This window comes from Paeniglutamicibacter antarcticus (genome assembly GCF_039544305.1).
GTDB lineage: Bacteria > Actinomycetota > Actinomycetes > Actinomycetales > Micrococcaceae > Paeniglutamicibacter > Paeniglutamicibacter antarcticus_C.
Window position 1 is genome coordinate 41474 of record NZ_BAABLK010000013.1, and the last position, 25211, is coordinate 66684.

The window sequence follows — 25211 nt, forward strand, 5'->3', positions numbered from 1 at the left end:
CCCGTCGATGACGAGCAGACGCTGGGGATCGGTTGCCACAAGTTTGGTTGATTCGCTCACACCTGCCAGCCTAGTTGGCATGGGCAACAATTTCATCGAAGACAACGCACTGACCACCGAGATATCTGGCACCTTTGCCTCCAACGCGGCAGCCTCCCCCAACCCGCATGCGCGCCAGCTGGCCGCACACGGGGTTCCCGAGTCGATGTGGCCAATGCTTTCCGCCTATGGCGTGGGCCCCTTGGTGGAGAAGTTGGGGATCGTGTTCTCTGAAATCACCCGCGAGAAGGTGGTCGCCACGATGCCCGTGGAGGGCAACCAACAGGTTGCAGGCATCCTGCATGGAGGAGCCTCCGTCGCTCTGGCCGAGACGCTGGGTTCCTTTGCCGCAGCGGTGCACGGACAAGGAGCGAAGAAGCCGGTGGGCGTGGATATCTCCGCAACGCACCACCGCGCCGGGATCACCGGGCTGGTGACCGGGGTGTGCACGCCGATCCATCTTGGCCGCACGTTGACCACCCACGAAATCGTCATCAGCGACGAGCAGGGGCGACGCCTGTGCACCTCGCGCATCACCAACATGCTGCTCAAAGGCTAGCGAAACCCCTTTGGCCGGCATGCCGGAGCAAATCCTCTGCCTCGGTGTCACCGGCAGCGGCTAGCCGACCGTTGACGGGAAACGCTGCAGTGCCTTCGGGTTGCCCGTGCACTAAATAGGCGAGGATATCGGCTGGCTGCCCGGAGAAGAAATGCGCCGGCCGGCCGAGCAGCAGTCCTTGGCCTTGGGGAATCGCCGCCGCTCACCGATGGGGTCCTTGACTCGGCCTACGGACCATTCCTGGACGAGGTCGTTTCCCGCGCGGAGCTTGTCTTCTGTCTTGACTATCCGCGCTGGATCTTGCTGCACCGGCTGCTTCGCCGGTCCCTGCAATGCATGGTGTTCCGCGATCCGGTGGGCAGCGGGAATCGCGAGACGTGGAACTCATTGCTGGGTCCGGACTCGATCCTGCGCTGGCACCTGAAGGGCTTCGCTTCCCGGCGGCGCCGGAAGCGCACCTTTGAACTGGCACCGGGTCCCGGGCAGGTCAAGCGTTTTTCGCGACCCGCCCAAACACGAAGGTGGCTCGCTTCGATCGAAGCCAGCCACATTGGTTGCGGTTGCTAGTATTCGCGTTGCTGGCCGGGGGCCTTGGCCACCGTGTAGCGGGTTTCGCGTATTCCCCCGGGATAGTCACGGCCAAGGGTCGGTGTCAGCGTGGCGCGTCCCCGCATGGCGAAGAGCGACCGACCGCCACCGAGCAGCACGGGCATGGTGTAGAGAAGTATTTCATCGAGCAGTCCCTCGTCGACGAACTGTCCGGCTACCGAGCCGCCACCGATCACCCAGACGTCCTTGCCGTCGGCGCTGCGTGCAACGTCCGGCGCCCACTCGGTCACGTCCCCGCGCACGAATGTCAGGTCCGCCCCGGGGTATGCCGCCAGTTCGCGGTGCGTGAAGACCCATACGGGAAGCCCCTCGTATGGCCATTGGCCGCGAAGTTCATTCAGCAGCCACGAGTAGGTGTTCGCGCCCATGACGATGGCACCGATCTCCGCCCTGAAAGACTCATGGCTTTCGGCCTGCCCGGCAAAGCCCTCGAAGTCGGTGAGCCAGTCGAGCCGATCGTTCTCATCGGCGATGTACCCATCGGCCGAGGCCGCCACGAAATACCTGAATTGCGTCATCCCACCATCCTATCCACGCATCGCTACCGGGCAACAGCATCGGCATCGGACACGCGGTTCCGTTGGTGAAAACGCTTCTCAGTGCAGGTATTACCGGCGACCCTCTCGAGGGCCGCCGGTTGGCGCGGTGCCTAGGAACCCAGGATCTTGAGACTGAGCGAGGGAATGATCAAGATGATGCCGAAGAGCACCACCACTCCGCACAAGGCGAAACAGCCGTAGGCGGCAAGCTTCGCGGGCATGGCCGAATTCTTGGCGTCCTCGCCCACCGCGAGCATGCGCACGCCCATGGAGTAGGCGGCAACAATGAACAGCGCGGAAACCCAGGTGACAACGGCGACGATGAGGAATGAATCCCATTCAATGCTCATTACTTGGTCTCCTGCTTCGCCTTGGCGCGTGCCATTTTCCGGCGCTGTTTCTTGGTGGGGATATTCACGGCGGCACCGGAGACATCGACGTCGCTGATCGCGTTGCCTTGGCCCACGAGGTCACGGCGCGATAGCACCCAAATCACCAGCAGTGCACCGATCCCCAGAATGCTGACGATGACCAGTCCGCCGTTGCCGAAGTGCGCCAATGCCGCTGCGGCTGCGCCGATGAGTCCGGCGGCGGGCAGCGTGAATAGCCAGCCCAGGGCAATGCGACCGGCGGTGCCCCAACGCACCTCCGCTCCCTTGCGGCCCAGTCCGGAACCGATCACGGATCCGGAGGCAACCTGCGTGGTGGACAGTGCGAACCCCAGGTGCGAGGAGACCAGGATGGCGGCGGCGGTGGAGGTCTCGGCGGCGAAGCCCTGCGCGGGCTTGACCTCGGTCAGGCCCGACCCCATGGTCCGGATGATGCGCCAGCCGCCCATGTAGGTGCCCAAGGCGATGGCCAGTGCACAAGCTGCGATGACCCAGAAGTGCGGTCCCGTGCCGGCGTCCTGCAGACCGGAGGCAACCAACGTCAGGGTGATGACACCCATGGTCTTCTGCGCGTCATTGGTGCCGTGGGCCAGTGCCACGAGCGATGAGGAGAAGATCTGTCCGTAGCGGAATCCACCGCGTTTCGGGGAAGCGAGGCCGGACTGGCGCTTGGTCACCGAGTAGGCGAGCTTGGTGCACAGATACGCGGATGTACCCGCAATGACCGGTGCGACAAGGGCCGGAAGCAGCACCTTGGAGAGCAGAACGGAATAATCGATGGCGCCGAACCCGGCACCCACGATTGCTGCGCCGATGAGCCCGCCGAAGAGCGCATGCGAGGAGCTGGAGGGAAGTCCGAGCAGCCAGGTGAGCATGTTCCAGACGACGGCGCCCATCAGGCCGGCAAAGATCATGGCCGGCATGATTTGCACGCCGGTGTCCCCGCCCTCCTTGATGATGCCGCCGGAAATGGTCTTGGCTACTTCTGTCGAAAGGAATGCACCAACAAGGTTCAGGACTGCGGCCAGTGCGACCGCGGTCTTCGGCTTGATGGCACCGGTGGCGATGGGAGTGGCCATCGCATTGGCGGTGTCGTGGAAGCCATTGGTGAAATCAAAGAACAGGGCAAGTGCTATGACCAGGACGACGATGAGCGTCAGATCCATGTATAAACCAATCGTGGGGTTACGGGCGAGGGCCGATTCGCGTTGGGTGACTCCGATTTTTCCCGCATTGTTTGCCCAATGGTGGGGGTCTGTTCACCTAAGTCGCAAATTCATCATATGGGTTGCTTCCCGCTAGTCAATTCCCGGCCGTTGCCCGGGCATAGCTGCGCCGCGCATGGATGGGCCCGTCGGTGGTGCCAACGTGAGCGACCTCACTCCCCCGGGACGCCCCCGGCCACGCTGCCCGGCGGGGTCGGGGGGATCTGGTTTTCTGGCGCCACGATGCCTGCCAGCAGGTCGATCAGCAACCGCGCAGAGACCTCGCGCGGCAGTGCCTCGACCAGGGCGAGCAAGGGCGCCATGTCCCGGGGCAGCGCACTCTCCCCGCCGGCGGAAACGCCCATGGCCTCGAGCACCCCGCTTGGTCCCTCCTGGACCGCAGGGTCCGCGCCGAGCCCCAGTGCCGCGAGCACCGCCTGCGCGTCCATGCCCTCGATGCCACGGACTTTTTGGGCGCAACCGCTCATCGCGGCACACAGTTGGGGCAGCACGGATTCCGTGACCGGGGTGATGGTCAGATGGGTCGTGCGTACCAGCCAGCTTCCGTCGGGTTGCCCGTAGCCCGGCTGCAGTTGCACGTGCCAGCCGGCCGCAGCCATCGCATCGGCCCACAAGTGCGGGTCGACGCCGTTTTCCGTCCCGGCGGCTGCCTCGCGGCGCACTGCCAGCAGGGGGCCGGCAGGTTCGCCCACCACGGCCAGGCCCTCGATGCCGTTGACATGGGCGATCAGCACCTTGGTGGAGCGCTTGCAGGATTCGGCGAGCGCCGCGTATCCGTCCCTGCCCAGGTACTTGATGATGGCCCACGCCGCTGCCAGCGGTGCCGCCGATTTCGAGCCCAGCAGCGTCGGGTTCACCACCGGATATCCCGGCCAGTTGGTGGTCGCGAAGAACTGGCCGTGCTGCCGTTGCTTGCCCTTGGTCAGGAGCACGGAGATGCCCTTGGGTGAATACCCGTATTTGTGGATGTCCGCAGCGAGGCTGGTGACCCCCGGCACCGAGAGGTCCCAGGGTGCCAATCCCTCCCAGAACGGGAGTATCCAGCCGCCGAAGCAAGCATCGACGTGGCAGTCGATGCCGCGCGATTGCGCTGCGGCGGCAATGGCCATGATCGGGTCCAGTGCCCCGTGCGGGTAGGACGGTGCCGAGAGGACCACCAGGGCCGTGGATTGTCCCATGCGGGAAATCACGGCCTGCGGGTCGACCTGGCCGTCCCCATCCACCGGGACCAGCTCCAGCTCCAGTCCGAGGTATTCGGCGGCCTTGTGGAACGCCGCGTGGACGCTGGCCGGGGCGAGGATCCTGGGTTTGCCCGGGCCGCTGTAATTGGCCCGGGCCGTCTTCACGGCCAACAGGCAGCTCTCGGTTCCACCGCTCGTCGCGGTCCCCACCACGGTGGAATCCCCGCCGAGCAGGTCCTTGGCGAACGTGACGACCTCTCGTTCCATGTGCGCCACGGAGGTGAACATCGTCGGGTCCAGCCCGTTGACCGGTTGCACAAGCTCCATCGCTGCTGCGGCCAGTGCGTCGAGTTCGGCAAGCCCGGAGTCGTATACGTAGGACATGACGTGTCCGCCGTGCGTGGGTGCGTCGCCGGCACGCAGTGCCTTGAGCCGCTCCAAGATTGCTTGCGTGTTTTGTTGCATGTCGCCTTTCCTAGGGTGCTTGAAGTCCGTGGGGCTTGGTAAAATTCGATTCGCGCAATGGGTAGCCTCGGAACGCCAGCAGGCTCAGGGCGATGACCGCTGCGGGGAGCACGCTGAAAGCAAGGATGATCCCGGTGATGGCGGGGGCCTGCTGGGTGACGCTCTGCCCGGCAACCGATTCGACGTAGCCGCTGGCGGCCAGCACCACGGTGAGGATCGTGGCGCCGAAGGCCATCCCCGTGGTTTCCCCCGCGGTCCACACCCCGCCGAAGATCCCGGCATTTCCCTCGCCGTGCACCAGTGCATCGTTGGTGATGACATCGGGAAGCATGGACATGGGCAGCGACTGCATTCCCGCATACCCCGCCCCTGCCAGCGCCACGGGCAAATACACCCAGGGCCCTGGCTCGATGAGCATCCACAGCAGGGCCAGGGCGCCCACCCCGTATAGGACGCTGGCCAGGACGAATCCGCGTTCCTTGCCGACCCTCTTGGCGACAACCCTCCAGAGCGGGGCAAAGAGCAATGCCGGCCCGATCAGGGCGACAAACAGGAAGGTGACCGCTGCTTCGTCGTGCAGCACCCAGGTGGCGACGTACTGCGCTCCGGCAAGCATCGCCCCGGTGGCCAGCCCCTGGAGCCCGAAGGCCAGCAGCAGTGCGCGAAACGGCTGGCTGCGCCGCAGCACCGCCAGTCCACGGAGATAACCCTGGCGCAGCGGCGCCATGGCCTGTGCCCGGGTTTCACCCATGGGAGCCACGTGGGCACTGGCCAGCAGGCTGGCACCGATGACGGTTCCTGCAACGAGGGCCATCAGGAAGTAGCCCAGCCACTCGTTTTGCCCGCCCAGGCTGCGCAGGGCCGGCCCCCCGGCCCCGAAGACCAGGATCGCCAGGGAAAGGACCAGCACGCGCGGGGACAGCAACCGGGTGCGTTGGTCATAGTCGTCGCTCAGCTCGGCCGGCAGCGCCATGTAGGGGACCTGGAAGAGGCTAAACGCGGTGGCCGTGGCGGTGAAGGCCACCAGCACCCAGAGTCCGGCGGCAATCGGCCCGAGGTTGACCGGCACGGCGAAGGTAAGGATGAAGAACAGCGGAAGCAGTGCGCCACCGGCCACCATGAAGCGGCGGCGGGACCCGGTGGCGGCCAGGTCGCGGTCGCTGCGGAAACCGATCACCGGGTCGATGAGCACATCCCAGATCTTGGATACGCCCAGCAGCCCTCCCGCCCAGAGCACGGCGATGCCCAGGGTGTCGGTCATGTAATAGATCAGCACCAAGCCAGGCAGCGTGGAGAAACCACCGGTGCCCATGGACCCCAACGCATAGGTCCCGATCACCCTGCGTGGAAGCGGGAGGTGCCCCAAAGTCGCCATGGCTTGGAGTCTACGCAGGAGAACCGGCCCCGACCAGAACAGACATGTTCCACGGCCGATGACGGGGTTTTATCCGCAACCGGGTGCAAGAACCGGCGCGGAGCCGTAAGCTCGTTGAATGGCCAGATTCTTTGACGTTCACCCGGAAAACCCACAGCCGCGCGCGATCGCCCAGGCAGTGGAGATGCTACGCAACGGCGGGCTCATCGCCTTCCCCACGGATTCCTGCTATGCCTTGGGTGCGCAAATCGGCAACCGCGAGGCCCTGGACCGGATCCGTACCATCCGCCAGGTCGGGGACAAGCACCACTTCACCCTCGTGTGCAAGGACTTTGCGCAACTGGGACAGTACGTGGAAGTCAACAACAAGGTCTTTCGCAACATCAAGGCGGTCACCCCCGGCAGCTATACCTTCATACTGCCGGCGACCAAGGAAGTGCCACGGCGCCTGATGCAGGCCAAGAAAAAGACGATCGGCGTGCGCATCCCCGAGAACGCGGTGGTCCGCGCGCTGCTTGAGGAGCTCGGCGAGCCGATTCTCTCAAGCACCTTGTTGCTTCCCGGCGAGGAGGACCCGATGACCCAGGGCTGGGAAATCAAGGAGGCCCTGGACAACGTGATCGAGGGCGTCATCGATTCCGGGGAGTGCGGCACCGAGCCGACCACGGTGATCGACTATTCCAGCGGCGAGGCAGAAATCACCAGGGTTGGCCGCGGGGATCCCTCGCGTTTCGAATAACATCTGTCGGGGCTCGGTGCCGGGGCCAGCGGGCTTGGCCCCGAGGCTCTATGCCCTCCTGCGGCTGATCCCCCATGAGGTTTCCCAGCTCTCCCCGGGTGCTAGCCAGTGCAGCCCCAACCCGTTGTTGAAGGCGTTGGCCGCCGCGGTCATGGGTTCGATGGCCACGGCGTGCACCGGGCCCCCGGGGCCGGGGAACGCCGGTGTGGTGTAGGCCTGGATGAAACCGTAGTTCCGGTCCATGTGCAATTCCACCCCGCTGCCATCCGGCGCACGGAGGTAGTGCCTTGATCCCCCGTCCGGATCGCGGTCAATTTCGGTCCAGCCGTCATCCAAGGCGACATCACCCAGCATCCTGCCGCCCCGGTAGTCGAGATCGGTCCCGGCGACATCGGACAGTTCCCCGGTGGGGATCATCGAGCCATCAAGCTCCATGTGCCGTTGGGCGTTGATGACCAAGACCAGTTCGCTGACTTCGGTGTCCCCCACCCGCAGGTAGGGGTGGGCTCCCACGGCGACCGGCGCAGAGTTGTCCCCGCGGTTTCGGAGCATGTGGGTCACTTGGACACCGTTCGACAGCAATTCGTAGTGCACCGTGGTTGCCAACTCGAAGGGATACCCCGGTGCCGGGGAGATATCCGCAGCCAGAATCACGCTGCCTTCGGTCCGTGAAACCTGCGAATAGCTGCTGTGGCGCAACAGCCCGTGGATGGCGTTGCCGCGCGCAGGTTCGGTGAGCGCCAATTGCTCCTTGGCGCCATCGTGTTCCCAGACCCCGCCGGCAACCCGGTTGGGCCACGGCATCAGGACCACGCCGGCACAAGAAGGCGCGGCGATTTCCGGCGGGTAGTCCTGCACCAGCTCCACCCCGTCGATGACCAGGCGGCGCAGTGCGGCACCCACCTGGGTCACCACCGCATGCTGCGTGGCGTCCCCAAAGCTTGCGGTGAGTTCGAATTGCTCACCCATCGGTGATTCCTGGTTCTCCACTGCGGGCCTTTCGTCGAAGGGAGCGCTTTGTGCCACGAAGTTTCGAGCCGGCATACCGAGGGCTCTCGGGGCGATGGGGCACCGTTGCCTACCCGGAAAACGCGCCGGTTCCGGCAGCGCCGTGGTGGTCCGTCCTTGCCGGGCGGCTACTTCACCTGGTCTATGACCGTCTCGGCGACTTCGCGCATGGACAGGCGGCGGTCCATTGAGGTCTTCTGGATCCAGCGGAAGGCCTCGGGCTCGGTCAGGCCCATCTTGGTCGTCAGCAGGCTCTTGGCCCGCTCAACGAGCTTGCGGGTGGCGAACTGCTCGGTCAGGTCGCCGACTTCCCTTTCCAAGGCCCGGAGTTCCTCGTGACGGGAAATCGCGATCTCGATCGCCGGGACCAGATCCGCCGGAGTGAAGGGCTTCACGACGTAGGCCATCGCTCCGGCTTCGCGGGCGCGTTCGACCAGTTCCTTCTGGCTGAACGCCGTCAGCAGGACCACAGGTGCAATGCGTTCCTTGACGATGGTTTCCGCAGCGGTGATCCCGTCCATGACCGGCATCTTCACGTCCATGAGCACCAAGTCTGGCTTGTGCTCGCGAGCAAGTTCGACGGCCTTTTCACCATTGTCGGCTTCCGCAACCACGTCGTAGCCCTCTCCGCGAAGGATCTCGACGATATCGAGGCGGATCAGGGTTTCGTCCTCGGCAACGATGACACGTCGAGGCGCCCCGGTATTCGGTTCGGGATCGATTCGTGTCACTTCGGGCAGATCGCTCATGGGTGCTCCTTCATTCCCGGGGTGACCGGGGGTATCATCAAGACTCGGTTTCACGCTTAAGCCTATCTGCATGTACAGTTGTAAACCGCAAGGACGCGAGGATTTCTGCGCAAACCAGTTCTCGATTGGTTTGACTTCTTGCTGCTTTGCGATGTGCCCGCCCGAGTGGCGGAATGGTAGACGCGCTGCACTCAAAATGCAGTATCGAAAGGTGTGTGGGTTCGAGTCCCACCTCGGGCACAGAAGGACCCCGATCCGCTGTTACACAGGGGATCGGGGTCTTTTTCTTTGCATCCCGCGCACTGGTGGAAATCGGTGCGGCGGTGAAGAGGTCAAAGGCAAGTCGCCGTGCCTTAGCCGCCCCCTGGATGCGCCGGGCAACGCAAAGGCCGGACTCCCTGCATGATCTCCCAAGGGAACCACGATGGAAATCCGGCCTTCGCATCACATCCAGGAACTAGATGGTGTGCGCTCCGGTCTCGCGGGTCTTGTCAGAACCCCACGGGCCAACCTTTTCACGGGCCGGCATCGGCTTGCCGTCAACCAGCTGGCCGGCATCTGCAAGGTCGCCGACCTTGTGGATGCGCAGCGAGTTGGTGGACCCGGCTTGGCCTGGAGGGGAACCGGCGGCAATGCAGACAATGTCGTTGATCTCCGCAAGGCCTTCGGCCAGCAATGCGTGGTCGACCTGTGCGGTCATCTTGTCGGTGTGGTCCGCGTACTCCACCAGGCGTGGCTGCACTCCCCACATCAACGTCATGATGTTGTAGGTCTGCGGCAGCGGGGTGAAGCCCAGCACCGGACGCTTCGGGCGCAAGCGGGAGAGGCGTCGTGCCGAGTCGCCGGACTGGGTGAAGGCCACGATGAACTTGGCATCGAGCTGGTCGGCGATTTCCACTGCCGCGCGGGTGATCGCACCGCCACGGGTCTTGGGCTTGGAGCCCAAGCGCGGGATACGGTCCAGTCCGTGCTTCTCCGTCGTGGAGATGATCCGTGCCATCGTCTCAACGGTCTCGATGGGATATTCACCCACCGAGGTCTCGCCCGACAGCATGACTGCGTCGGCACCGTCAAGCACGGCGTTGGCGCAGTCAGAGGCCTCGGCGCGCGTCGGGGTCGGAGCTTCGATCATCGATTCCAGTACCTGGGTGGCAACGATGACCGGCTTGGCCCATCGGCGTGCCAGGTCGATGGCGCGCTTCTGTACCGTCGGGACCTCTTCGAGAGGAAGTTCCACACCGAGGTCGCCACGGGCAACCATGATGGAGTCAAAGGCGTCGATGATTTCCTCGAGGTGGTCAACGGCCTGCGGCTTCTCGATCTTGGCGATCACCGGAAGGCGGCGTCCCTCCTCGTCCATGATTTCGTGCACGCGCTCGATGTCCGAGGCGTTTCGCACGAAGGACAGGGCAACCATGTCGACGCCGGCGCGGATGGCCCAGCGCAGGTCGTCTTCGTCTTTTTCGCTCAATGCGGGAACGTTGACCGCGACGCCGGGGAGGTTGATGCCCTTGTTGTTGGACACTTCCCCGCCGACGACGACCTCGGTGACGACTTTCTCGTCATCGACCGCGGTGGCGCGCAGGGCTACCTTGCCGTCGTTGATCAACAGGACGTCTCCGACGTTGACGTCCTGGGGAAGGCCCTTGAACGTGGTGGAGCAGAAGGTCGCGTCGCCGAGCTCGTCGGCGATCACGATGGTGAAGGTGTCTCCGACCTTGAGCATGTGCTTCGCATCGTCGATGAAACGACCCAGGCGGATCTTCGGTCCCTGGAGGTCCGCGAAGATGCCCACGGGGCGTCCGAGTTCCAGGGCCGCGGCACGCACGTTGCCGAGGTTCTCGGCGTGCATCGAATGGTCGCCGTGGCTCATGTTCAAGCGGGCGACATCAACGCCGGCCTTGAGCACTGCCAATGTCTTGTCGTAGGTACCGATCGCAGGGCCCCAGGTGGCCACGATTTTTGCGCGTCTCATACAGTTAGCCTTTCTGACTTTCCATTTTTCAGGTCGGGACACACCCAATGGGTGGTGCGTCCGTCTCACAACATGCTGATGGCCCGATCCGTCGGTGCAACGGGGGCCGGAAGGCGGGTTTCGCCCATCAGGTATTTGTCCACGGCCGCGGCACAGGATCGTCCCTCGGCTATGGCCCACACGATCAGGGATTGTCCGCGTCCGGCGTCGCCAGCCACAAACACCCCGGGTGTGTTGGTCATGTAGTAACCATCGCGGGCGACGCTGCCCCGGTCATTAAACTCGGTGTTGGCCTGTTCCAGGAGACCAGAGGTCTCGGGTCCGGTGAACCCAAGTGCCAAAAAGACGAGGTCGGCGGGTATGACCCGCTCGGTGCCTGGCTTCGGAAGGCGTTGACCGTCAATAACTTCGGTCATTGCAACCGTAACACCCATCACGCTGCGATGTTCACCTGTGAAGTTGACCGTGGCGGCCAAATAAGAGCGATCCCCGCCCTCTTCATGGGCCGATTGGACCTCAAAAAGCGTTGGTGCCATGGGCCACGGCTGGTGCGACGGGCGCTGCAGAGGAGGCTGGTATCCGATGGCCAGCGTGGTGATGCTGGCCGCTCCCTGGCGGATTGCAGTGCCCAGGCAGTCGGCCCCGGTGTCGCCGCCGCCGAGGATCAACACGTGCTTGCCGGCGGCATTGATCCGCTGGCTCTCACGCTCCCCGGCAACCACTTGGTTGGAATCCACCAGGTAGTCCATGGCGAAGTGGATCCCCTCCAGCTCTCGGCCCGGGACCTGGAGATCACGCGGAACAGTTGCACCGGTGGCCACGATCACCGCGTCATGGAGCCTGCTCAGCGCCTCGAACCCGATGTCCGTGCCCACTGTGACACCGGGGCGGAACACGGTCCCCTCGGCTTCCATTTGCGCCAGCCGGGTCTCAAGTACGTCCTTGCCCATTTTGAAATCAGGGATCCCGTAGCGTAGCAGTCCTCCGATCTTCTTCTCGCGTTCATACACCGCCACGGTGTGCCCGGCACGGGTCAGTTGCTGTGCCGCGGCCAAGCCTGCGGGGCCCGATCCGATGACGGCGATGCGCTTATCGGTGTGGCGAACCGCCAACACTGGCTCGAGTCCGCCGGCGGCAATCAAGGTGTCGGCGATTTCCACCTCAATTTGCTTGATTGTTACGGCAGGCTGGCTGATTCCCAGCACGCAGGAGGACTCGCAGGGCGCCGGGCACAACCGTCCGGTGAACTCCGGGAAATTGTTTGTTGCATGCAACCGCTCGGCTGCTTCCTCCATCCGGTCCTCGGTGACCAGCGAGTTCCATTCCGGGATGAGGTTTCCCAGCGGACAGCCGTTGTGGCAAAACGCGACGCCACAGTCCATGCAGCGTCCGGCCTGCGACGAAAGCACGGTGGCATTCTGGCGCTCGGTCACTTCCTTGTAGTCCATGATGCGCACCGATACCGGGCGCTTGGGTGCGGTCACGCGCTCGCGCACCACCAGGAATCCACGTGGATCAGCCACGGGTCACCTCCAAGATCGTGTTCCAGACTGATGCTGAATCGGGGTCGAATCCTTCATGGGCGGCGGTGGCCCGTGCAGCGGACACCGCGGCATAGTCCCGCGGCAGTACCTTGGTGATGCGTGCAGCGGCAATCGGCCAGTCGTCCAGCAGGCTTGCTCCCAGTGCCGATCCGGTGAGTTTGACGTGTTCTGCGAGCAGCTCCCGGATGAGGGCGCAGTCGGTGTCGTCCAGGCCGCTGAGCAGCAAGTCGTCGTTGGCCACGGCCAACGGGTTCAGCACGCGCGCATCGAGGTCAAGCACGTAGGCCACTCCCCCGGACATGCCGGCGGCGAAGTTGCGGCCCGTTGGGCCAAGGACCAGCGCGGTCCCTCCGGTCATGTATTCGCAGCCGTGGTCTCCGATGCCCTCGACAACCGCGGTGGCACCGGAATTTCTCACGACAAAGCGTTCTCCGACGAGCCCGGCGATGAACAGTTCCCCGCTCGTGGCACCGTAGCCGATGACGTTTCCCGCAATGACGGCATCGGACGGATTGAAGGAGCTGCGCGAATCGGCCCGAACCCAGATCCTTCCCCCGGAGAGCCCCTTGCCGACGTAGTCGTTGGCATCGCCCACCAGTCCCAGCGTGATGCCGGCTGGCAGGAAAGCGCCCAGGGATTGCCCGGCGTGCCCGCGCAGGGTGACCTCGATGGTGCCGGGGGCAAGTTCCTCGATGCCGAAGGCCGCCGTGACATGGTGCCCGAGCATGGTGCCCACCGAGCGGTCGGTGTTCTTGATGGGCACATCAAGGCGCACCTTCTGGCGGCGTTCCAAGGCCGGCGCTGCTGCGGCAATGAGCTGGTTGTCGAAGTGCGCACCCAGGTTGTGGTCCTGGGTGCTGGTGCGAACCCGTGGCGCCCCGGGGGCACCCGAGGCGGTCTCGAAGATCTTTTCAAGGTGCAGCCCGTGGGTTTTCCAATGCCCCACCGCGGCGCCGGCGTCAAGCAGCTCGGCGGCTCCGATGGCTTCCTGCAGCGTGGCAAAGCCCAATGACGCGAGGATCTCGCGGACTTCCTGGGCCAGGAACTCGAAGAAGTTCACCACGTGGTCCACCTGGCCGGTGAACCGCGCCCGCAGCTCGGGATTTTGCGTGGCCACGCCCACCGGACAGGTGTCCAGGTGGCAGACCCGCATCATGATGCAGCCGGCGACCACCAATGGAGCGGTGGCGAAACCGAATTCCTCCGCGCCCAGCAGCGCTGCTATGACTACGTCGCGCCCGGTCTTCAGCTGCCCGTCGACCTGCAAGGTGACGCGCTCACGCAAACCGTTGAGCATCAATGTTTGCTGGGTCTCGGCCAAGCCCAGTTCCCACGGAACCCCGGCATGCTTCAGCGAGTTCAACGGCGAGGCGCCGGTGCCCCCGTCATGTCCGGATACCAGGACCACGTCGGCCTTGGCCTTGGTGACCCCTGCCGCAACGGTGCCGATCCCGACCTCAGAGACCAGTTTTACGTGAACGCGGGCGGCGGGGTTGGAACACTTGGCGTCGTGGATCAGCTGGGCCAGGTCCTCGATGGAGTAGATGTCGTGGTGCGGGGGCGGGGAGATCAGCCCGACCCCTGGCGTTGAGTGGCGCGTGCGGGCTATCCACGGGTAGACCTTGTTCGCCATCAGCTGCCCGCCCTCGCCGGGTTTGGCGCCCTGGGCCATCTTGATCTGCAGGTCGGTGGCGTGGGTGAGATACAAGCTGGTGACCCCGAAACGGCCCGAGGCGATCTGCTTCACCGCCGAACAACGCTCTGGATCCAGCAACCGTTCCACGTCCTCGCCGCCTTCACCGGTGTTGGACTTCCCGCCGAGCCTGTTCATCGCACGGGCCAGGGTCTCGTGGGCTTCGGCGGAGATCGAACCGTAGCTCATGGCCCCGGTGGCGAAACGCTTGACGATGCTCGATACCGGTTCCACGGACCCGATGTCGATGGGCGCACGTACCCCGGATTTGATCTCCAGCAGCCCGCGCAGCGTCATCAGGTTTTTGGCCTGGTCATCGACCCCCTTGGTGTACGCCTTGAAGATGTCATAGCGACGCTCACGGGTGGCATGCTGCAAGCGAAAAATCGTTTCCGGATTGAACAGGTGCGGCTCCCCCTCGCGGCGCCACTGGTATTCGCCCCCGGTCTCCAGCGCCCGGTGCGGATCCGGATTAAGGTCTTCGGGATACGCGCCTTGATGTCGCATCGCGGTTTCGGTGGCGATGACGTCCAGGCCGACCCCGCCGAGCTGCGAGGAGGTGCCAGTGAAGTACTCCTCGACCACGCGCTGGGAGAGGCCCAGGGCCTCGAAGGTTTGCGCGCCGCAATAGGAGGCCACGGTGGAAATGCCCATCTTGGACATGATCTTCAGCAGTCCCTTGCCCAGCGCGGTGATCAGGTTCCTTTGCGCCTGCCCCGGGGTGACGTTGCCCAACTCCCCCTGGCGGGCCATTTCCTCGACCGTTTCCAGGGCAAGGTAGGGATTGACCGCGGAGGCACCGTAGCCGATAAGCACCGCGACGTGGTGTACCTCGCGCACGTCCCCGGCCTCGATGACCAGGGAGGTCTTGGTGCGGTTGGCGCTCTTGAGCAGATGGTGGTGCACCGCGGAGGTGAGCAGCAGCGACGGGATCGGCGCCCACTGGGCGTTGGAGTCCCGATCCGAGAGCACGATGAACTTGACGCCTCGGTTGATGGCTGCCGAGACCTTCTCGCAGATTTCCTGGATGCGCGCACGCAGCTCGGCTTCCCCGCCCTCAGGACGGTAGAGTCCGCGGACCTTCAGCGCGACCTTGGAACCGGAGTCGTCACGGATGTTGGCGATCTTCGCCATCTCGTCGCTGGTGATCACCGGGTAGTCCAGGGATACCTGCACGGCATCGACCTTTCCGGTGGCCAGCAGGTTCCCGTCAGGTCCGATGCTGGTTCCCAACGAGGTGACGAGTTCCTCGCGGATGGAATCCAGCGGCGGGTTGGTCACCTGGGCGAAAGACTGCGTGAAGTAGTCAAAGAGCAGTCGGGAACGTTCGGAGAGCACGGCGACGGGGGTGTCGGTGCCCATGGCCCCGAGGGGTTCGGCGCCTTTCGCTGCCATGGGTGCCAGCAGGATGCGAAGCTCCTCGGTGGTGTAGCCGAAGGTGCGCTGGCGCAGCGCGACGGAGGCCGAGTTGTGCTTGACGTGCTCGAGGTCGGGCATCTCCGTCAGTCGGATCTTGTTCGCGTTGACCCATTGGGCCCACGGCGCGGAGGCCGCGATCTGCGCCTTGATCTCCTCGTCGGAGATGATGCGCCCTGCCGCGGTGTCAACCAGGAACATCTTTCCCGGGGCGACCCTTCCCTTGGCAGCGATCTGCTCGGGAGACAGGTCGATGACGCCGACTTCGCTGGCCAGCACGACCAGCCCGTCGGTGGTGATCCAGTATCGGGCCGGGCGCAGTCCGTTGCGGTCCAGTACCGCCCCGACCTGCAAACCGTCCGTGAAGGACACCGCGGCGGGGCCGTCCCAAGGCTCCATGAGCATGGAATGGTACTCGTAGAAGGCCCGACGGTCCGCATCCATGGTGGTGTGGTTTTCCCACGCCTCGGGGATCATCATCATGATGGCTTGGGCAATCGGGCGCCCCGAGAGCATCAAGAGTTCGGCGACCTCGTCGAAGGACGCGGAATCGGAGGCACCGGGGCTGCAGATCGGAAAGAGTTCCTCGGGGACTTCGCCCAGAAGCTCGGAGGCAAGCTGTGCCTGGCGGGCTCGCATCCAGTTTCGGTTGCCCTTGACGGTGTTGATTTCACCGTTGTGGGCGATGGTGCGAAACGGTTGGGCCAATGGCCAGGAGGGGAAGGTGTTGGTGGAGAAACGCGAATGCACGATCCCGAAGCGCGAGGCATAGCGGGCGTCGAGAAGGTCCGGGTAGAAGGCCGTGAGCTGCTCGGTGGACAGCATGCCCTTGTAGACCATGGTGACGCTGGAAAGCGAGGAAAAGTACACGCCGAACTTGTTTTGTGCGCGCTTGCGGATCCGGAACGCGCGCGAATCGATGTCAGCGAGGTTGTGGCCACCGGTACCCAGGAAGATTTGGGAGAAGTGCGGCATGCAGCCCAATGCCGTGGCACCGATTGCGGAGGTGTCCACCGGCACGTCGCGCCAGCCAAAAACCACCAGGCCTTCTTCTTGGGCAAGTTCCTCCAGCGCGGTGATCGATGCAGCGCGCTGGGCAGGATCCCTGGGCAGGAAAGCCGTACCGGCGGCGTAGTTCCCGGGTTCCGGAAGTTCGAAGCCACAGACTGCGCGCAGGAAGGCGTCGGGGATCTGGGTCAGGATGCCGGCCCCGTCACCGGTACCGGCATCGGCGCCTACGGCGCCGCGGTGTTCAAGGCGGCGCAGTGCCTCAAGTGCATGTTCCACGATTCCGTGGCTGGGAACCTGTGTCAGGGTGGCGATAAGCGCCAGGCCACACGCGTCTTTTTCGTTTGCCGGGTCATAGAGTCCCCGGGCGTTCGGGATGTTGGCAAACCTGGTGAAAGGCGAGGAGACTTCCTCGCCTTGGGCCGGTGAGGCATTGAGTTGGACTCCGGTCGTGCTCATGGGGGTGCGCCTTTCAAAGGTGTGCGGGGCCGCGGCGCCGGGTTGCTCGGGCGGCGGCGGCCGAGTCTGTTCTGGGGTTCACGAATGCCGGCGCCCTGGTGGGGCGGGGCTTTGCGGTGGGAAGGATGGGCACCGTTGCTGCGTGGGCTCTTGGGGTGCGCCGGGCCGGTGGGCCGGGCTCACGTCCCGTGCTTCCACGTCCTTGTGGCTGCTGGAGGCGTGGGGCGTCGGTGTGCGGTTGTTCCGCACCCGTTGGCGCTTCCACGGTGAAAAAAGAGTAGCACCGGCATGTTTCGGATGCCTACGTGCTTATGTTTCCAACAGTTTTCGTCCGGTCCGTATAGCCGAATTTGACTTGGGTTTATCAAATTTCGGTCAGGTTTGCCCGGGAAGCAAAAAGGCCCCCTTCGTCCTGTTCCCGGTAGGGAAAGGATGAAGGGGGCGTTCGGGATGAAGCGAAGCGTCCGTAACCCGGTCTTAGCTTGCGTTGTCCTGGTTCGGCGGCTTCGGAGCATCCGTGGGCTTCACAGCCTCTGGGGATGCCGGGCTTTCCACGGCCTGGGGGTCGGGGTCCTGGGTCCCGGTCGCTTCGACGCTCTTCACCTTGGGCTCGCGGCCCTTGAGGTAGACTCCGACATCCGGCAGCGGACGCAGGCGCGTCAGCACGATGATCATCCCGATGGTGCCCATGATGATCATGGCGATGGCCAGCCACATGTGCACGCGCAGTCCGATACCCAAGATGTAGATCGTGTCGGCGGCATCGATGCGCATGGTTTCCATGATGGTCCGGCCGATGCCGTACCACGCAATATAGGCCCAGAACATTGCCCCTCGGCGCAGCTTGAACTTCCTGTCCAGGGCCAGCAGCAGCAGCACGCCGGCTACGTTCCACATCGATTCGTAGAGGAAGGTTGGCTGGAACAGGGTGTCGGCCGGCAGCCCGGGAGGGAAATTGTAGCTGTTCGGGTCGATCTGAAGGCCCCACGGCAACGTGGTCGGGGCACCAAAGAGTTCCTGGTTGAACCAGTTGCCCCAGCGGCCGAAAGCCTGGGCCAGCAGGACCCCTGGCGCAGCGGCGTCGAGGAAGGCCGAAAGCCGCACTCCTGCGCGGCGGCAGGCGATCCAGGCGCCGAGTGCCCCAAGGCTGATGGCACCCATGATGCCCAACCCACCGGCCCATATCTGCGGGATCTCGGCAAGGTGCGCGGTCTGTCCCCCGAGCCCGAAATAGTACTCGGGGTCGGTGATCAGCACGTGGTAGAGACGGCCACCGACGATCCCGAAGGGGATCGCCCAGATGCAGATGTCCCAGATCACTTCATCCGGGCCGCCCTTGGCCTTCCAACGACGGGCGGCGATCCACATGGCGGCAACGATGCCGATCATGATGCAGATAGCGTAGGCGTGGATGGTCAGCGGACCGATGGAGAACTTCGAGAATTCCGGCGGAGGACTCGGGATGGAGACGAGCACGTTGGTACCTGCGGAGAGCAACGGCATCATGCGGTGGTGGTCCTACCGCTGAGTTCGGCGGTGAGCTTGGCAACCGCTTGGACTCCCCCGTCTCCCAGGGCCGCGACCAGCGCCGTGCCCACGATGACCCCGTCGGAGTAAGCGCCAATTTCCGTGACGTGCTTGCGTTGCGAGACGCCCAACCCGACGCAGGCGTTTTCCGCGCCGGCTGCGTGGGCAGCGGCAACGACGGCCGCAGCGGCGTCCGAGACCTCGGCGCGGGCGCCGGTGACGCCCATGACCGAGACGCAGTAGACGAAGCCGCGGCTTGCTTCCACGGTGGCCTTCATCCGTGCTTCGGTGGACGAGGGTGCGACCAGGAAGACACGGTCGAGATCATATTTGTCCGAGGCCTCGATCCATTCGGCTGCCTCGTCGGGAACCAGGTCGGGGGTGATCAGGCCGGCGCCGCCGACCTCGGCCAGCCGCCGGGAGAATTCGTCCACGCCTATGCGAAGCACGGGGTTCCAATAGGTCATCACCATCACGGTGGCCGAGCAGCGCTCGGTGATTCCCTTGATGATATCGAACACCTGGGTGACCTTGAAGCCCTGGGCCAGTGATTGCACGGTAGCGGCCTGGATGACTGCTCCGTCCATCACCGGGTCTGAGTACGGGATGCCGACCTCGATGATGTCGGCCCCGTTTTCGGCCATGGCCACTGCTGCGTCAATGGTTCCCTTGATGTCGGGGAAACCGGCGGGCAGGTAGCAGATCAGCGCCGGACGGCCTTCGGCACGGGCGGCGGCAATCGCCGCACCGCTCTTGGATACGGGGCTCACTTGGCATCCTTCGCTTCAGTGTTGATGAGGTTGAACCATTCGGCTGCGGTTCCAACGTCCTTGTCGCCGCGGCCCGAGAGGTTGGCGATGACCACTGTTTCCCCGGGCTTCGCGCCGGCTGCGATCTTGCGCTCGGCGATCTTTAGGACCCCGGCCAGCGCGTGCGCGGACTCGATGGCAGGGATGATCCCCTCGGTGCGGCAGAGCAGCGAGAACGCGTCCATTGCCTCGGTGTCGGTGATCGCTTCGTATTTCACCCGTCCGATGTCGGCAAGGTAGGCGTGCTCGGGTCCGACCCCGGGGTAGTCAAGCCCTGCGGATATCGAGTGCGATTCCATGGTCTGCCCGTCGTCGTCCTGCATCAGGTAGCTCTTGGCACCGTGCAGTACGCCGGGACGGCCAAAGGTGATGGTGGCGGCGTGGCGCGGGGTGTCCACGCCGTCCCCGCCGGCCTCGAAGCCGTAAAGCTCGACTTCCGCATCGTCAAGGAAGCCGTGGAAGATGCCGATGGCGTTGGATCCACCGCCGATGCAGGCAGCCACGGCGTCCGGCAGCCGCCCCGTCTGGGCAAGGATCTGTTCGCGTGCTTCCTCCCCGATGACCTCGTGGAAGTAGCGCACCATGGCCGGGAACGGGTGTCCGCCGGCCGCGGTGCCTAGCAGGTAGTGGGTTGTCTCGACATTGGCGACCCAGTCGCGCAGCGCCTCGTTGATGGCATCCTTGAGCGTCTGGGAGCCGGCTGTAACGGGGACCACCGTGGCACCGAGCAGTTCCATGCGTGCAACGTTCAGCGACTGTCGGCGGGTGTCTTCCGCGCCCATGTAGACAACGCATTCAAGTCCCATCAGCGCCGCCGCGGTTGCAGAGGCGACGCCGTGCTGGCCGGCTCCGGTCTCGGCGATGATGCGGGTCTTGCCCATGCGCTTGGCCAGCAATGCCTGGCCCAGCACGTTGTTGATCTTGTGGCTGCCGGTGTGGTTGAGGTCCTCGCGCTTGAGGAACACGCGTACCCCTCCTGCTGCCTCGGAGAACCTCTTGGCCTCGGTGAGCAGGGAAGGGCGTCCGGAGTAGTTCTTGTTCAGGTCCTTGACCTGCGCCACGAATTCAGGGTCAGCCTTGGCAGCCTCGAAGGTCTCGTTGAGCTGGTCCATGGCGGCGATCAGCGATTCGGGCATCCAACGTCCGCCGTAGTCGCCGAAGTACGGGCCCGCTGCATGCCGCAGCGAGGCGGCTTCCTCGGGAGCTGGCTGCTTGTCGCCCATGTCTGGGTCACCGTTCATCGGGTTCATCTGACGCGTTCCTTTGCTGGCTCAGGGAATATATAGGGCTGGTGATGCTATGGAGTTTGACGCGTGCGCACCGGCTTGGCAGCCGTGCCAGCCTGGATGAAGGCCTCGATGGCGGCGCGCGGGTCGTTGTCCTTGACCAGTGCCTCGCCCACGAGAACGGCATCGGCCCCGTGCGCGGCGTAGTGCTCCACGTCCGTGACATCGCGAACGCCGGATTCGGCGACAACCACGACGTCGGAGGGAATGGCTGTGGCCAGGCGTGCAAAGTTGCCGCGGTCGACCTCAAGGGTCTTGAGGTTACGCACGTTCACCCCGATGATCCGTGAGCCCAGTGCCACCGCGCGGGCTACTTCTTCATCGGTGTGCGTTTCGACCAAGGCGTTCATGCCCAGCGCGTGGGTCAGGTCAAGGAATTCACGCAATTGCTCGTCATCCAGGGCCGCGACGATCAGCAGCACGAGGTCTGCACCGTGGGCGCGGGCCTCATGGATCTGGTAAGCGTCGATGGTGAAGTCCTTGCGCAGCAACGGAACCCCGACGGCCGCACGTACGGCGTCGAAGTCGGCCAAGGATCCGCCGAACCGGCGTTCCTCGGTCAGCACGGAGATCACTGCCGCTCCGCCTACGGCATAGGCCTTGGCCAGCTCGGCGGGCTCACCGATCTGCGCCAAGACGCCCTTGGAGGGCGATTTGCGCTTCACCTCTGAAATCACGCGCATCACATGATCGCGTGCACCGGGTTCCCCGCCTCCCAGCGCGGCAAAGGCATCGAGCGCCGGGGCGGCCTGCGCGGCATCGAGCTCGATTTGGGCATGATTCCGGATTGACCGACGGGCGTCCAGATCAATCCGAACGCCCGCGATGATTTCTTTCAGTACGCTCACGGCTAGTGCGAGAAACCCGACTTGGTGCCGTTGACGCCGAACCCGGCCTTCTTCAGGATCCAGCCGACGATGAGGCCGACAACAACGATGGCGCAACCCACGTAAACGATGGTGGGGTTGTGCGCGGCGAAGGCAATGGCTCCGATGATGACACCGATGATCATGATGCCGTACATCGCCCATGCGGCCCTCGAGTTGCCGTGGCCGACTTCTTCACTGTGCATGGGGTCGATCTGGGTGTTGGCGTTAGCCATGGTGGATACTCCTCGTCACCTTGAGCCATTCGGGAATCTTCCCGATGATTTTCTTGGTTCTATTCTGCCATTCTTTAAGGCGACGGCATGCCATGTTGCGCCGTGTGTGCGCATTATCCCGTGGGATCATCCCCCCGAGAGAGCGAGTCCCAACCGTCGATCTCATCGATTTTCCCTTCGGGTGCGGATTCCGCCGTTCCCGCTGCGGGGGCAGGGGCCTCGCGTGAGTATTTGCGCGATCCGGCCCAAGACCTTCCGGTGAGACCGAGCTGCACAGCCGCCGCCACGAGCACCAGTCCGCCGAGCACCGCGACGTAGGGCCAGAAACCCAAGTCGTATTTGCCCCCGGAGTTGTTCAGCCCGGTGGCATCCCCGACCTTCGTCGCTGCGGCGAAGACCGGATCGGAGATCACCGAAATGGCCGACGCTGCGATACCGCCGCCGGCCAGCAACATGATCGCGGCAATGATGTAGCGGGCGATTTTTCCGGCGATCATCGCCGCCAGCGTCCCGGCAAGGGCCACAATGGCCAAGGCCGCAACAGCGGCAGCCGCATCGGATCCGGCGACCTCGATCAACGGGATCTTCACGGTGCCGACTTCTGGCTGGACCTTGATCCACGTCCGGGTGCTGGTGGCCAGCGCCAAGACGGAACCGAGCAGGCCAAGCAGGAGTACGGTGCGCTTGGCGCTGCGCTTGGGTTTTGTTCGTGGTTCCTCGCTCATGCCCGGCCACCGTCCACTTCTGCGTCAGCCATGGATCCGGCGGCCCATACGGCGCGCAGCGGCGCGGCCGACTTGTTGATGGTTTCCAACGCTTCTGCGTCAAGTTCGGAGTCGGCGACGATACCGCCACCGGCCTGCACGTAGGCGCGATTTCCCTTGATCAGCGCGGAGCGGATCGCGATGGCCATGTCCATGTCCCCGGTGAAGTCCAGGTAGCCGACAACACCTCCGTAGATGCCGCGGCGGTGGGGTTCGAGTTCGTCAAGCAGCGAGAGTGCACGGGGCTTGGGGGCCCCGGAGAGCGTGCCTGCCGGGAAGGTGGCCGCGAGCACGTCGTAGCCGTCGGTGCCCGGGTTCAGCTTGCCCACCACGTTAGAGACCAGGTGCATGATGTGGCTGAAGCGCTCGACCTCCATGAACTGGGTGACCTCCACCGATCCCGGCACGCAGACCTTTGAGAGGTCGTTGCGCGAGAGATCGACGAGCATCAGGTGCTCGGCACGTTCTTTCTCGTCATTGAGCAGGTTCTTTTCGTGTTGGGCATCGTCCTCGTAGGTGTTCCCGCGCGGGCGCGAGCCTGCGATCGGGTGGGTGACCACATGGTCGTCGTTGACGGTCACCAGTGCCTCGGGCGATGAACCGACGATGGAGTAGTCCTTGCCGTGGGCGTCCTGGAGGGAGAAAAGGTACATGTACGGGCTGGGGTTGGTGGCCCGCAGGATCCGGTAGACATCCAGCGGGTCCGCATGGGTCTCAAGCTCGAAGCGCCTGGAGACCACGACCTGGAAGACCTCACCGTCCACGATCGCTTCCTTGCCGCGCAACACCGCTTGGCGGTAGGAATCCTCGTCCCAGGAATGCGTGACCGCATTCATCAGCTCGTCGGTGGGCACGTCGGTTCCCGAAAGCGCGGAGACCGGGTTCTCCCTGGCTTCGCCCAAGGCATCGAGCATCCCGCGCAGGCGTGCGACGCCATGGTCGTAGGCCCCGTCGACGCCTTCGGTGGTGCCGTTGAAGTTGATGGCGTTGGCAACCAGGGTCAGGGTGCCGTCGGTGTTGTCATGCACGGCCATGTCCCCGACCAGGTTCATCGCCAGCTCGGGCAGGTGCAGGTCGTCGGCCGGCGGATTGGGCAGCTTTTCCCAGTGCCGCACCGCTTCCCAGCCGATGAATCCAACCATGCCGCTGGTCAAGGGAGGAAGCCCCTCCAGCGGTTCGGTGCGCAGGGAGCGCACCGTGTCGCGCAGCACCTGCACCGGGTTGCCCTCCGTTGGCATCCCCGCCGGGGCGGATCCCTGCCAGTGCGCCTTGCCGTCCAGGGTGGTCAAGGTGGCAGGGGAATTCACCCCGATGAACGAGTAGCGGCTCCACACTCCCCCGGCGGCCGCGGATTCCATCAGGAAGGTGCCGGGCCGGCCGCCGGCTAGCCGGCGGTAGATGGAAATAGGTGTCAGCGAATCGGCCAGCACCTTCATGGTCACGGGGATGACGCGGCGATCCGCAGCGAGTGCGCGGAATTGCTCGCGGGTGGGTGATAGTGCACCGAGAGCTTGCATGGGCGAAGAAGGTTCCTTGCGTGTGCTGTTGTCAGTAATGGGGTGTGCTCAGGATACGCGGCGGCCGACCACGGCGGGCAGTTCGCGCCCGTCGAAGCAGGTGTGAGCTCCGGTGTGGCAGGCGGCACCGACCTGGTCGACGACAACGACCAGGGCGTCGCCGTCGCAGTCAAGGGCCGCTGAGCGAACCAGCTGGGAGTTCCCGGAGGTGTCGCCCTTGCGCCAGTATTCCTTGCGCGAGCGAGACCAGAAGGTCACCCGGCCGGTGCTCAGGGTGCGGCGAAGGGCTTCCTCGTCCATCCATCCGAGCATCAGCACCTCGCCGGTGCCATGTTGCTGGATGATGGCGGCGACCAAGCCTTCGGCATCCTTCTTCAGGGCAGCGGAAATCTGGTCGGACAATTTCCCGTCGACGGTGGCGGGAGCGGCGAAGGCTGGGTTCTGCGACATCCCTACCAGTCTAGTGCCACGAACCGTGAAAGAGGGGCTAAAACGCACTCCGGCGGCACCCCATGTCCTTTTGGCCCCACGCGGCTGGCCGGTGCGCGACACACGGGCTCGAAGTGCCCCCGGACGTGTTAGTTTCGAAGTGATGAATTTCGTACCAGCCTCGCGTGAACTACTGGCCGAAGTCCTGCTGGCGGCAGGGCCAACGGCTCCTACGTTGTGCTCTGGATGGCAGGCACGTCACTTGGCCGCGCACCTGGTCCTGCGCGAGCGTTCCTGGCTCGCCGCGGGACTGTTGCTCAAGCCGCTGGCGCACCGGATGGAAGTCGAGCTGGACCGGCGTGCAAGCGCGGCACGGGACCGCGGCGCTTTTATCGACCTGCTCAACGAGTTCCGGCACGGCGCCCCCAGGCTTTCCCCGTTATCCCTGTCCCGGGTCGACCATTCGGCGAACCTTTCCGAGTTTTTCATCCACACGGAGGATGTCCGCCGCGCGGGTGGCCGTTGGGCACCGCGCGTGCTTGATTCGCGCTACGAAGACCTTTTGTGGACGGATCTGGTGCGCCGGGCCGGGCTTTACTATCGGGGCACAGACACGGGAGTCATCCTTGTCCGCCCCGATGGCCAACGCCATGTGGTGCGCAAGGCGGCCTCCTCGGTGGCCATCACCGGGCGGCCCGGTGAGCTTTTGCTGCACGCCTCCGGCCGGCGTGCCGAGGCCTTGGTGACCTTCGAGGGAACCAAGGAAGCCATCGCGTCGCTTGCGACCTGATCCTGCCCGGAACA

Annotated in this window: 21 protein-coding genes and 1 tRNA gene; 4 read left to right on the forward strand and 18 right to left on the reverse strand. The window is 64.4% G+C overall.

Annotation, left to right across the window (positions count from 1 at the left end; translation table 11 throughout):
• Positions 1 to 79 precede the first annotated feature (79 nt).
• Positions 80 to 598, forward strand: coding sequence for a hotdog fold thioesterase (locus tag ABEA12_RS03635; protein ID WP_345466453.1), 519 nt, complete (start codon positions 80 to 82; stop codon positions 596 to 598).
• A gap of 563 nt (positions 599 to 1161) precedes the next feature.
• On the opposite strand, the gene ABEA12_RS03640 is transcribed toward ABEA12_RS03635, so the two are convergent.
• The 5 genes from ABEA12_RS03640 to ABEA12_RS03660 all read right to left on the reverse strand — a co-directional run bounded on the left by ABEA12_RS03640 (position 1162) and on the right by ABEA12_RS03660 (position 6382).
• Positions 1162 to 1725: a dihydrofolate reductase family protein gene (locus tag ABEA12_RS03640; protein ID WP_210101064.1), complete on the reverse strand. Its 564-nt coding sequence runs from the start codon at positions 1723 to 1725 to the stop codon at positions 1162 to 1164.
• 131 nt (positions 1726 to 1856) lie between these two features.
• Positions 1857 to 2096 carry a hypothetical protein gene (locus ABEA12_RS03645; protein WP_210101065.1) on the reverse strand — a complete coding sequence of 80 codons (240 nt, stop codon included), beginning with the start codon at positions 2094 to 2096 and terminating at the stop codon, positions 1857 to 1859.
• Positions 2096 to 3301 carry an inorganic phosphate transporter gene (locus tag ABEA12_RS03650; RefSeq protein WP_210101066.1) on the reverse strand — a complete coding sequence of 402 codons (1206 nt, stop codon included), beginning with the start codon at positions 3299 to 3301 and terminating at the stop codon, positions 2096 to 2098. The genes ABEA12_RS03645 and ABEA12_RS03650 overlap by 1 nt, the downstream gene beginning before the upstream one ends.
• 212 nt (positions 3302 to 3513) lie before the next feature.
• The gene (locus ABEA12_RS03655; protein ID WP_210101067.1) at positions 3514 to 5007 is read right to left on the reverse strand and encodes a pyridoxal phosphate-dependent decarboxylase family protein; all 1494 of its coding nucleotides are present in this window, start codon (positions 5005 to 5007) and stop codon (positions 3514 to 3516) included.
• A 10-nt stretch (positions 5008 to 5017) separates the two neighbouring features.
• Entirely contained in the window at positions 5018 to 6382 is a 1365-nt protein-coding gene (locus ABEA12_RS03660) for an MFS transporter (protein ID WP_210101068.1), read from the reverse strand.
• 118 nt (positions 6383 to 6500) lie between these two features.
• Between ABEA12_RS03660 and ABEA12_RS03665 the strand changes: the two genes are divergently transcribed.
• Complete coding sequence (locus tag ABEA12_RS03665) at positions 6501 to 7121, forward strand: L-threonylcarbamoyladenylate synthase (RefSeq protein WP_210101069.1); 621 nt, start codon at positions 6501 to 6503, stop codon at positions 7119 to 7121.
• 48 nt (positions 7122 to 7169) lie between these two features.
• On the opposite strand, the gene ABEA12_RS03670 is transcribed toward ABEA12_RS03665, so the two are convergent.
• Both ABEA12_RS03670 and ABEA12_RS03675 read right to left on the reverse strand, forming a co-directional pair.
• Positions 7170 to 8090, reverse strand: coding sequence for an aldose 1-epimerase family protein (locus ABEA12_RS03670; protein WP_345466460.1), 921 nt, complete (start codon positions 8088 to 8090; stop codon positions 7170 to 7172).
• A 167-nt stretch (positions 8091 to 8257) separates the two neighbouring features.
• The gene (locus ABEA12_RS03675; RefSeq protein ID WP_210101071.1) at positions 8258 to 8878 is read right to left on the reverse strand and encodes an ANTAR domain-containing response regulator; all 621 of its coding nucleotides are present in this window, start codon (positions 8876 to 8878) and stop codon (positions 8258 to 8260) included.
• A gap of 159 nt (positions 8879 to 9037) precedes the next feature.
• Here ABEA12_RS03675 and ABEA12_RS03680 point away from each other — a divergent pair.
• Positions 9038 to 9118, forward strand: a tRNA-Leu gene (locus tag ABEA12_RS03680).
• 217 nt (positions 9119 to 9335) lie between these two features.
• Here the strand turns inward: ABEA12_RS03680 and pyk are convergent.
• The 11 genes from pyk to hisI all read right to left on the reverse strand — a co-directional run bounded on the left by pyk (position 9336) and on the right by hisI (position 24428).
• The gene (gene pyk / locus ABEA12_RS03685; protein WP_210101072.1) at positions 9336 to 10853 is read right to left on the reverse strand and encodes a pyruvate kinase; all 1518 of its coding nucleotides are present in this window, start codon (positions 10851 to 10853) and stop codon (positions 9336 to 9338) included.
• Between the two features lie 65 nt (positions 10854 to 10918).
• Positions 10919 to 12376: a glutamate synthase subunit beta gene (locus ABEA12_RS03690; protein WP_210101073.1), complete on the reverse strand. Its 1458-nt coding sequence runs from the start codon at positions 12374 to 12376 to the stop codon at positions 10919 to 10921.
• Positions 12369 to 16973: a glutamate synthase large subunit gene (gene gltB, locus ABEA12_RS03695; protein WP_210101074.1), complete on the reverse strand. Its 4605-nt coding sequence runs from the start codon at positions 16971 to 16973 to the stop codon at positions 12369 to 12371. Before gltB ends, ABEA12_RS03690 begins: the two co-directional genes overlap by 8 nt.
• Positions 16974 to 17450: 477 nt before the next feature.
• Complete coding sequence (gene lgt / locus ABEA12_RS03700; RefSeq protein ID WP_210101075.1) at positions 17451 to 18479, reverse strand: prolipoprotein diacylglyceryl transferase; 1029 nt, start codon at positions 18477 to 18479, stop codon at positions 17451 to 17453.
• Complete coding sequence (gene trpA, locus ABEA12_RS03705; protein ID WP_210101076.1) at positions 18476 to 19270, reverse strand: tryptophan synthase subunit alpha; 795 nt, start codon at positions 19268 to 19270, stop codon at positions 18476 to 18478. The genes lgt and trpA overlap by 4 nt, the downstream gene beginning before the upstream one ends.
• The gene (gene trpB / locus ABEA12_RS03710) at positions 19267 to 20559 is read right to left on the reverse strand and encodes a tryptophan synthase subunit beta (RefSeq protein ID WP_210101077.1); all 1293 of its coding nucleotides are present in this window, start codon (positions 20557 to 20559) and stop codon (positions 19267 to 19269) included. The genes trpA and trpB overlap by 4 nt, the downstream gene beginning before the upstream one ends.
• Before the next feature lie 47 nt (positions 20560 to 20606).
• Positions 20607 to 21443 (reverse strand): indole-3-glycerol phosphate synthase TrpC, encoded by an 837-nt coding sequence (trpC, locus tag ABEA12_RS03715; RefSeq protein ID WP_210101078.1) that lies wholly within the window; start codon positions 21441 to 21443, stop codon positions 20607 to 20609.
• A gap of 2 nt (positions 21444 to 21445) precedes the next feature.
• Complete coding sequence (locus ABEA12_RS03720; RefSeq protein WP_210101079.1) at positions 21446 to 21697, reverse strand: HGxxPAAW family protein; 252 nt, start codon at positions 21695 to 21697, stop codon at positions 21446 to 21448.
• Positions 21698 to 21810: 113 nt separating this feature from the next.
• Positions 21811 to 22422: a Trp biosynthesis-associated membrane protein gene (locus ABEA12_RS03725; RefSeq protein WP_210101080.1), complete on the reverse strand. Its 612-nt coding sequence runs from the start codon at positions 22420 to 22422 to the stop codon at positions 21811 to 21813.
• On the reverse strand, positions 22419 to 23978 hold the full coding sequence (locus ABEA12_RS03730; RefSeq protein WP_210101081.1) for an anthranilate synthase component I: 1560 nt from the start codon (positions 23976 to 23978) through the stop codon (positions 22419 to 22421). The genes ABEA12_RS03725 and ABEA12_RS03730 overlap by 4 nt, the downstream gene beginning before the upstream one ends.
• Positions 23979 to 24026: 48 nt before the next feature.
• Positions 24027 to 24428 (reverse strand): phosphoribosyl-AMP cyclohydrolase, encoded by a 402-nt coding sequence (gene hisI / locus ABEA12_RS03735; RefSeq protein ID WP_210101082.1) that lies wholly within the window; start codon positions 24426 to 24428, stop codon positions 24027 to 24029.
• Between the two features lie 142 nt (positions 24429 to 24570).
• Between hisI and ABEA12_RS03740 the strand changes: the two genes are divergently transcribed.
• Positions 24571 to 25197, forward strand: coding sequence for a TIGR03085 family metal-binding protein (locus tag ABEA12_RS03740; protein ID WP_210101083.1), 627 nt, complete (start codon positions 24571 to 24573; stop codon positions 25195 to 25197).
• Positions 25198 to 25211 lie beyond the last annotated feature (14 nt).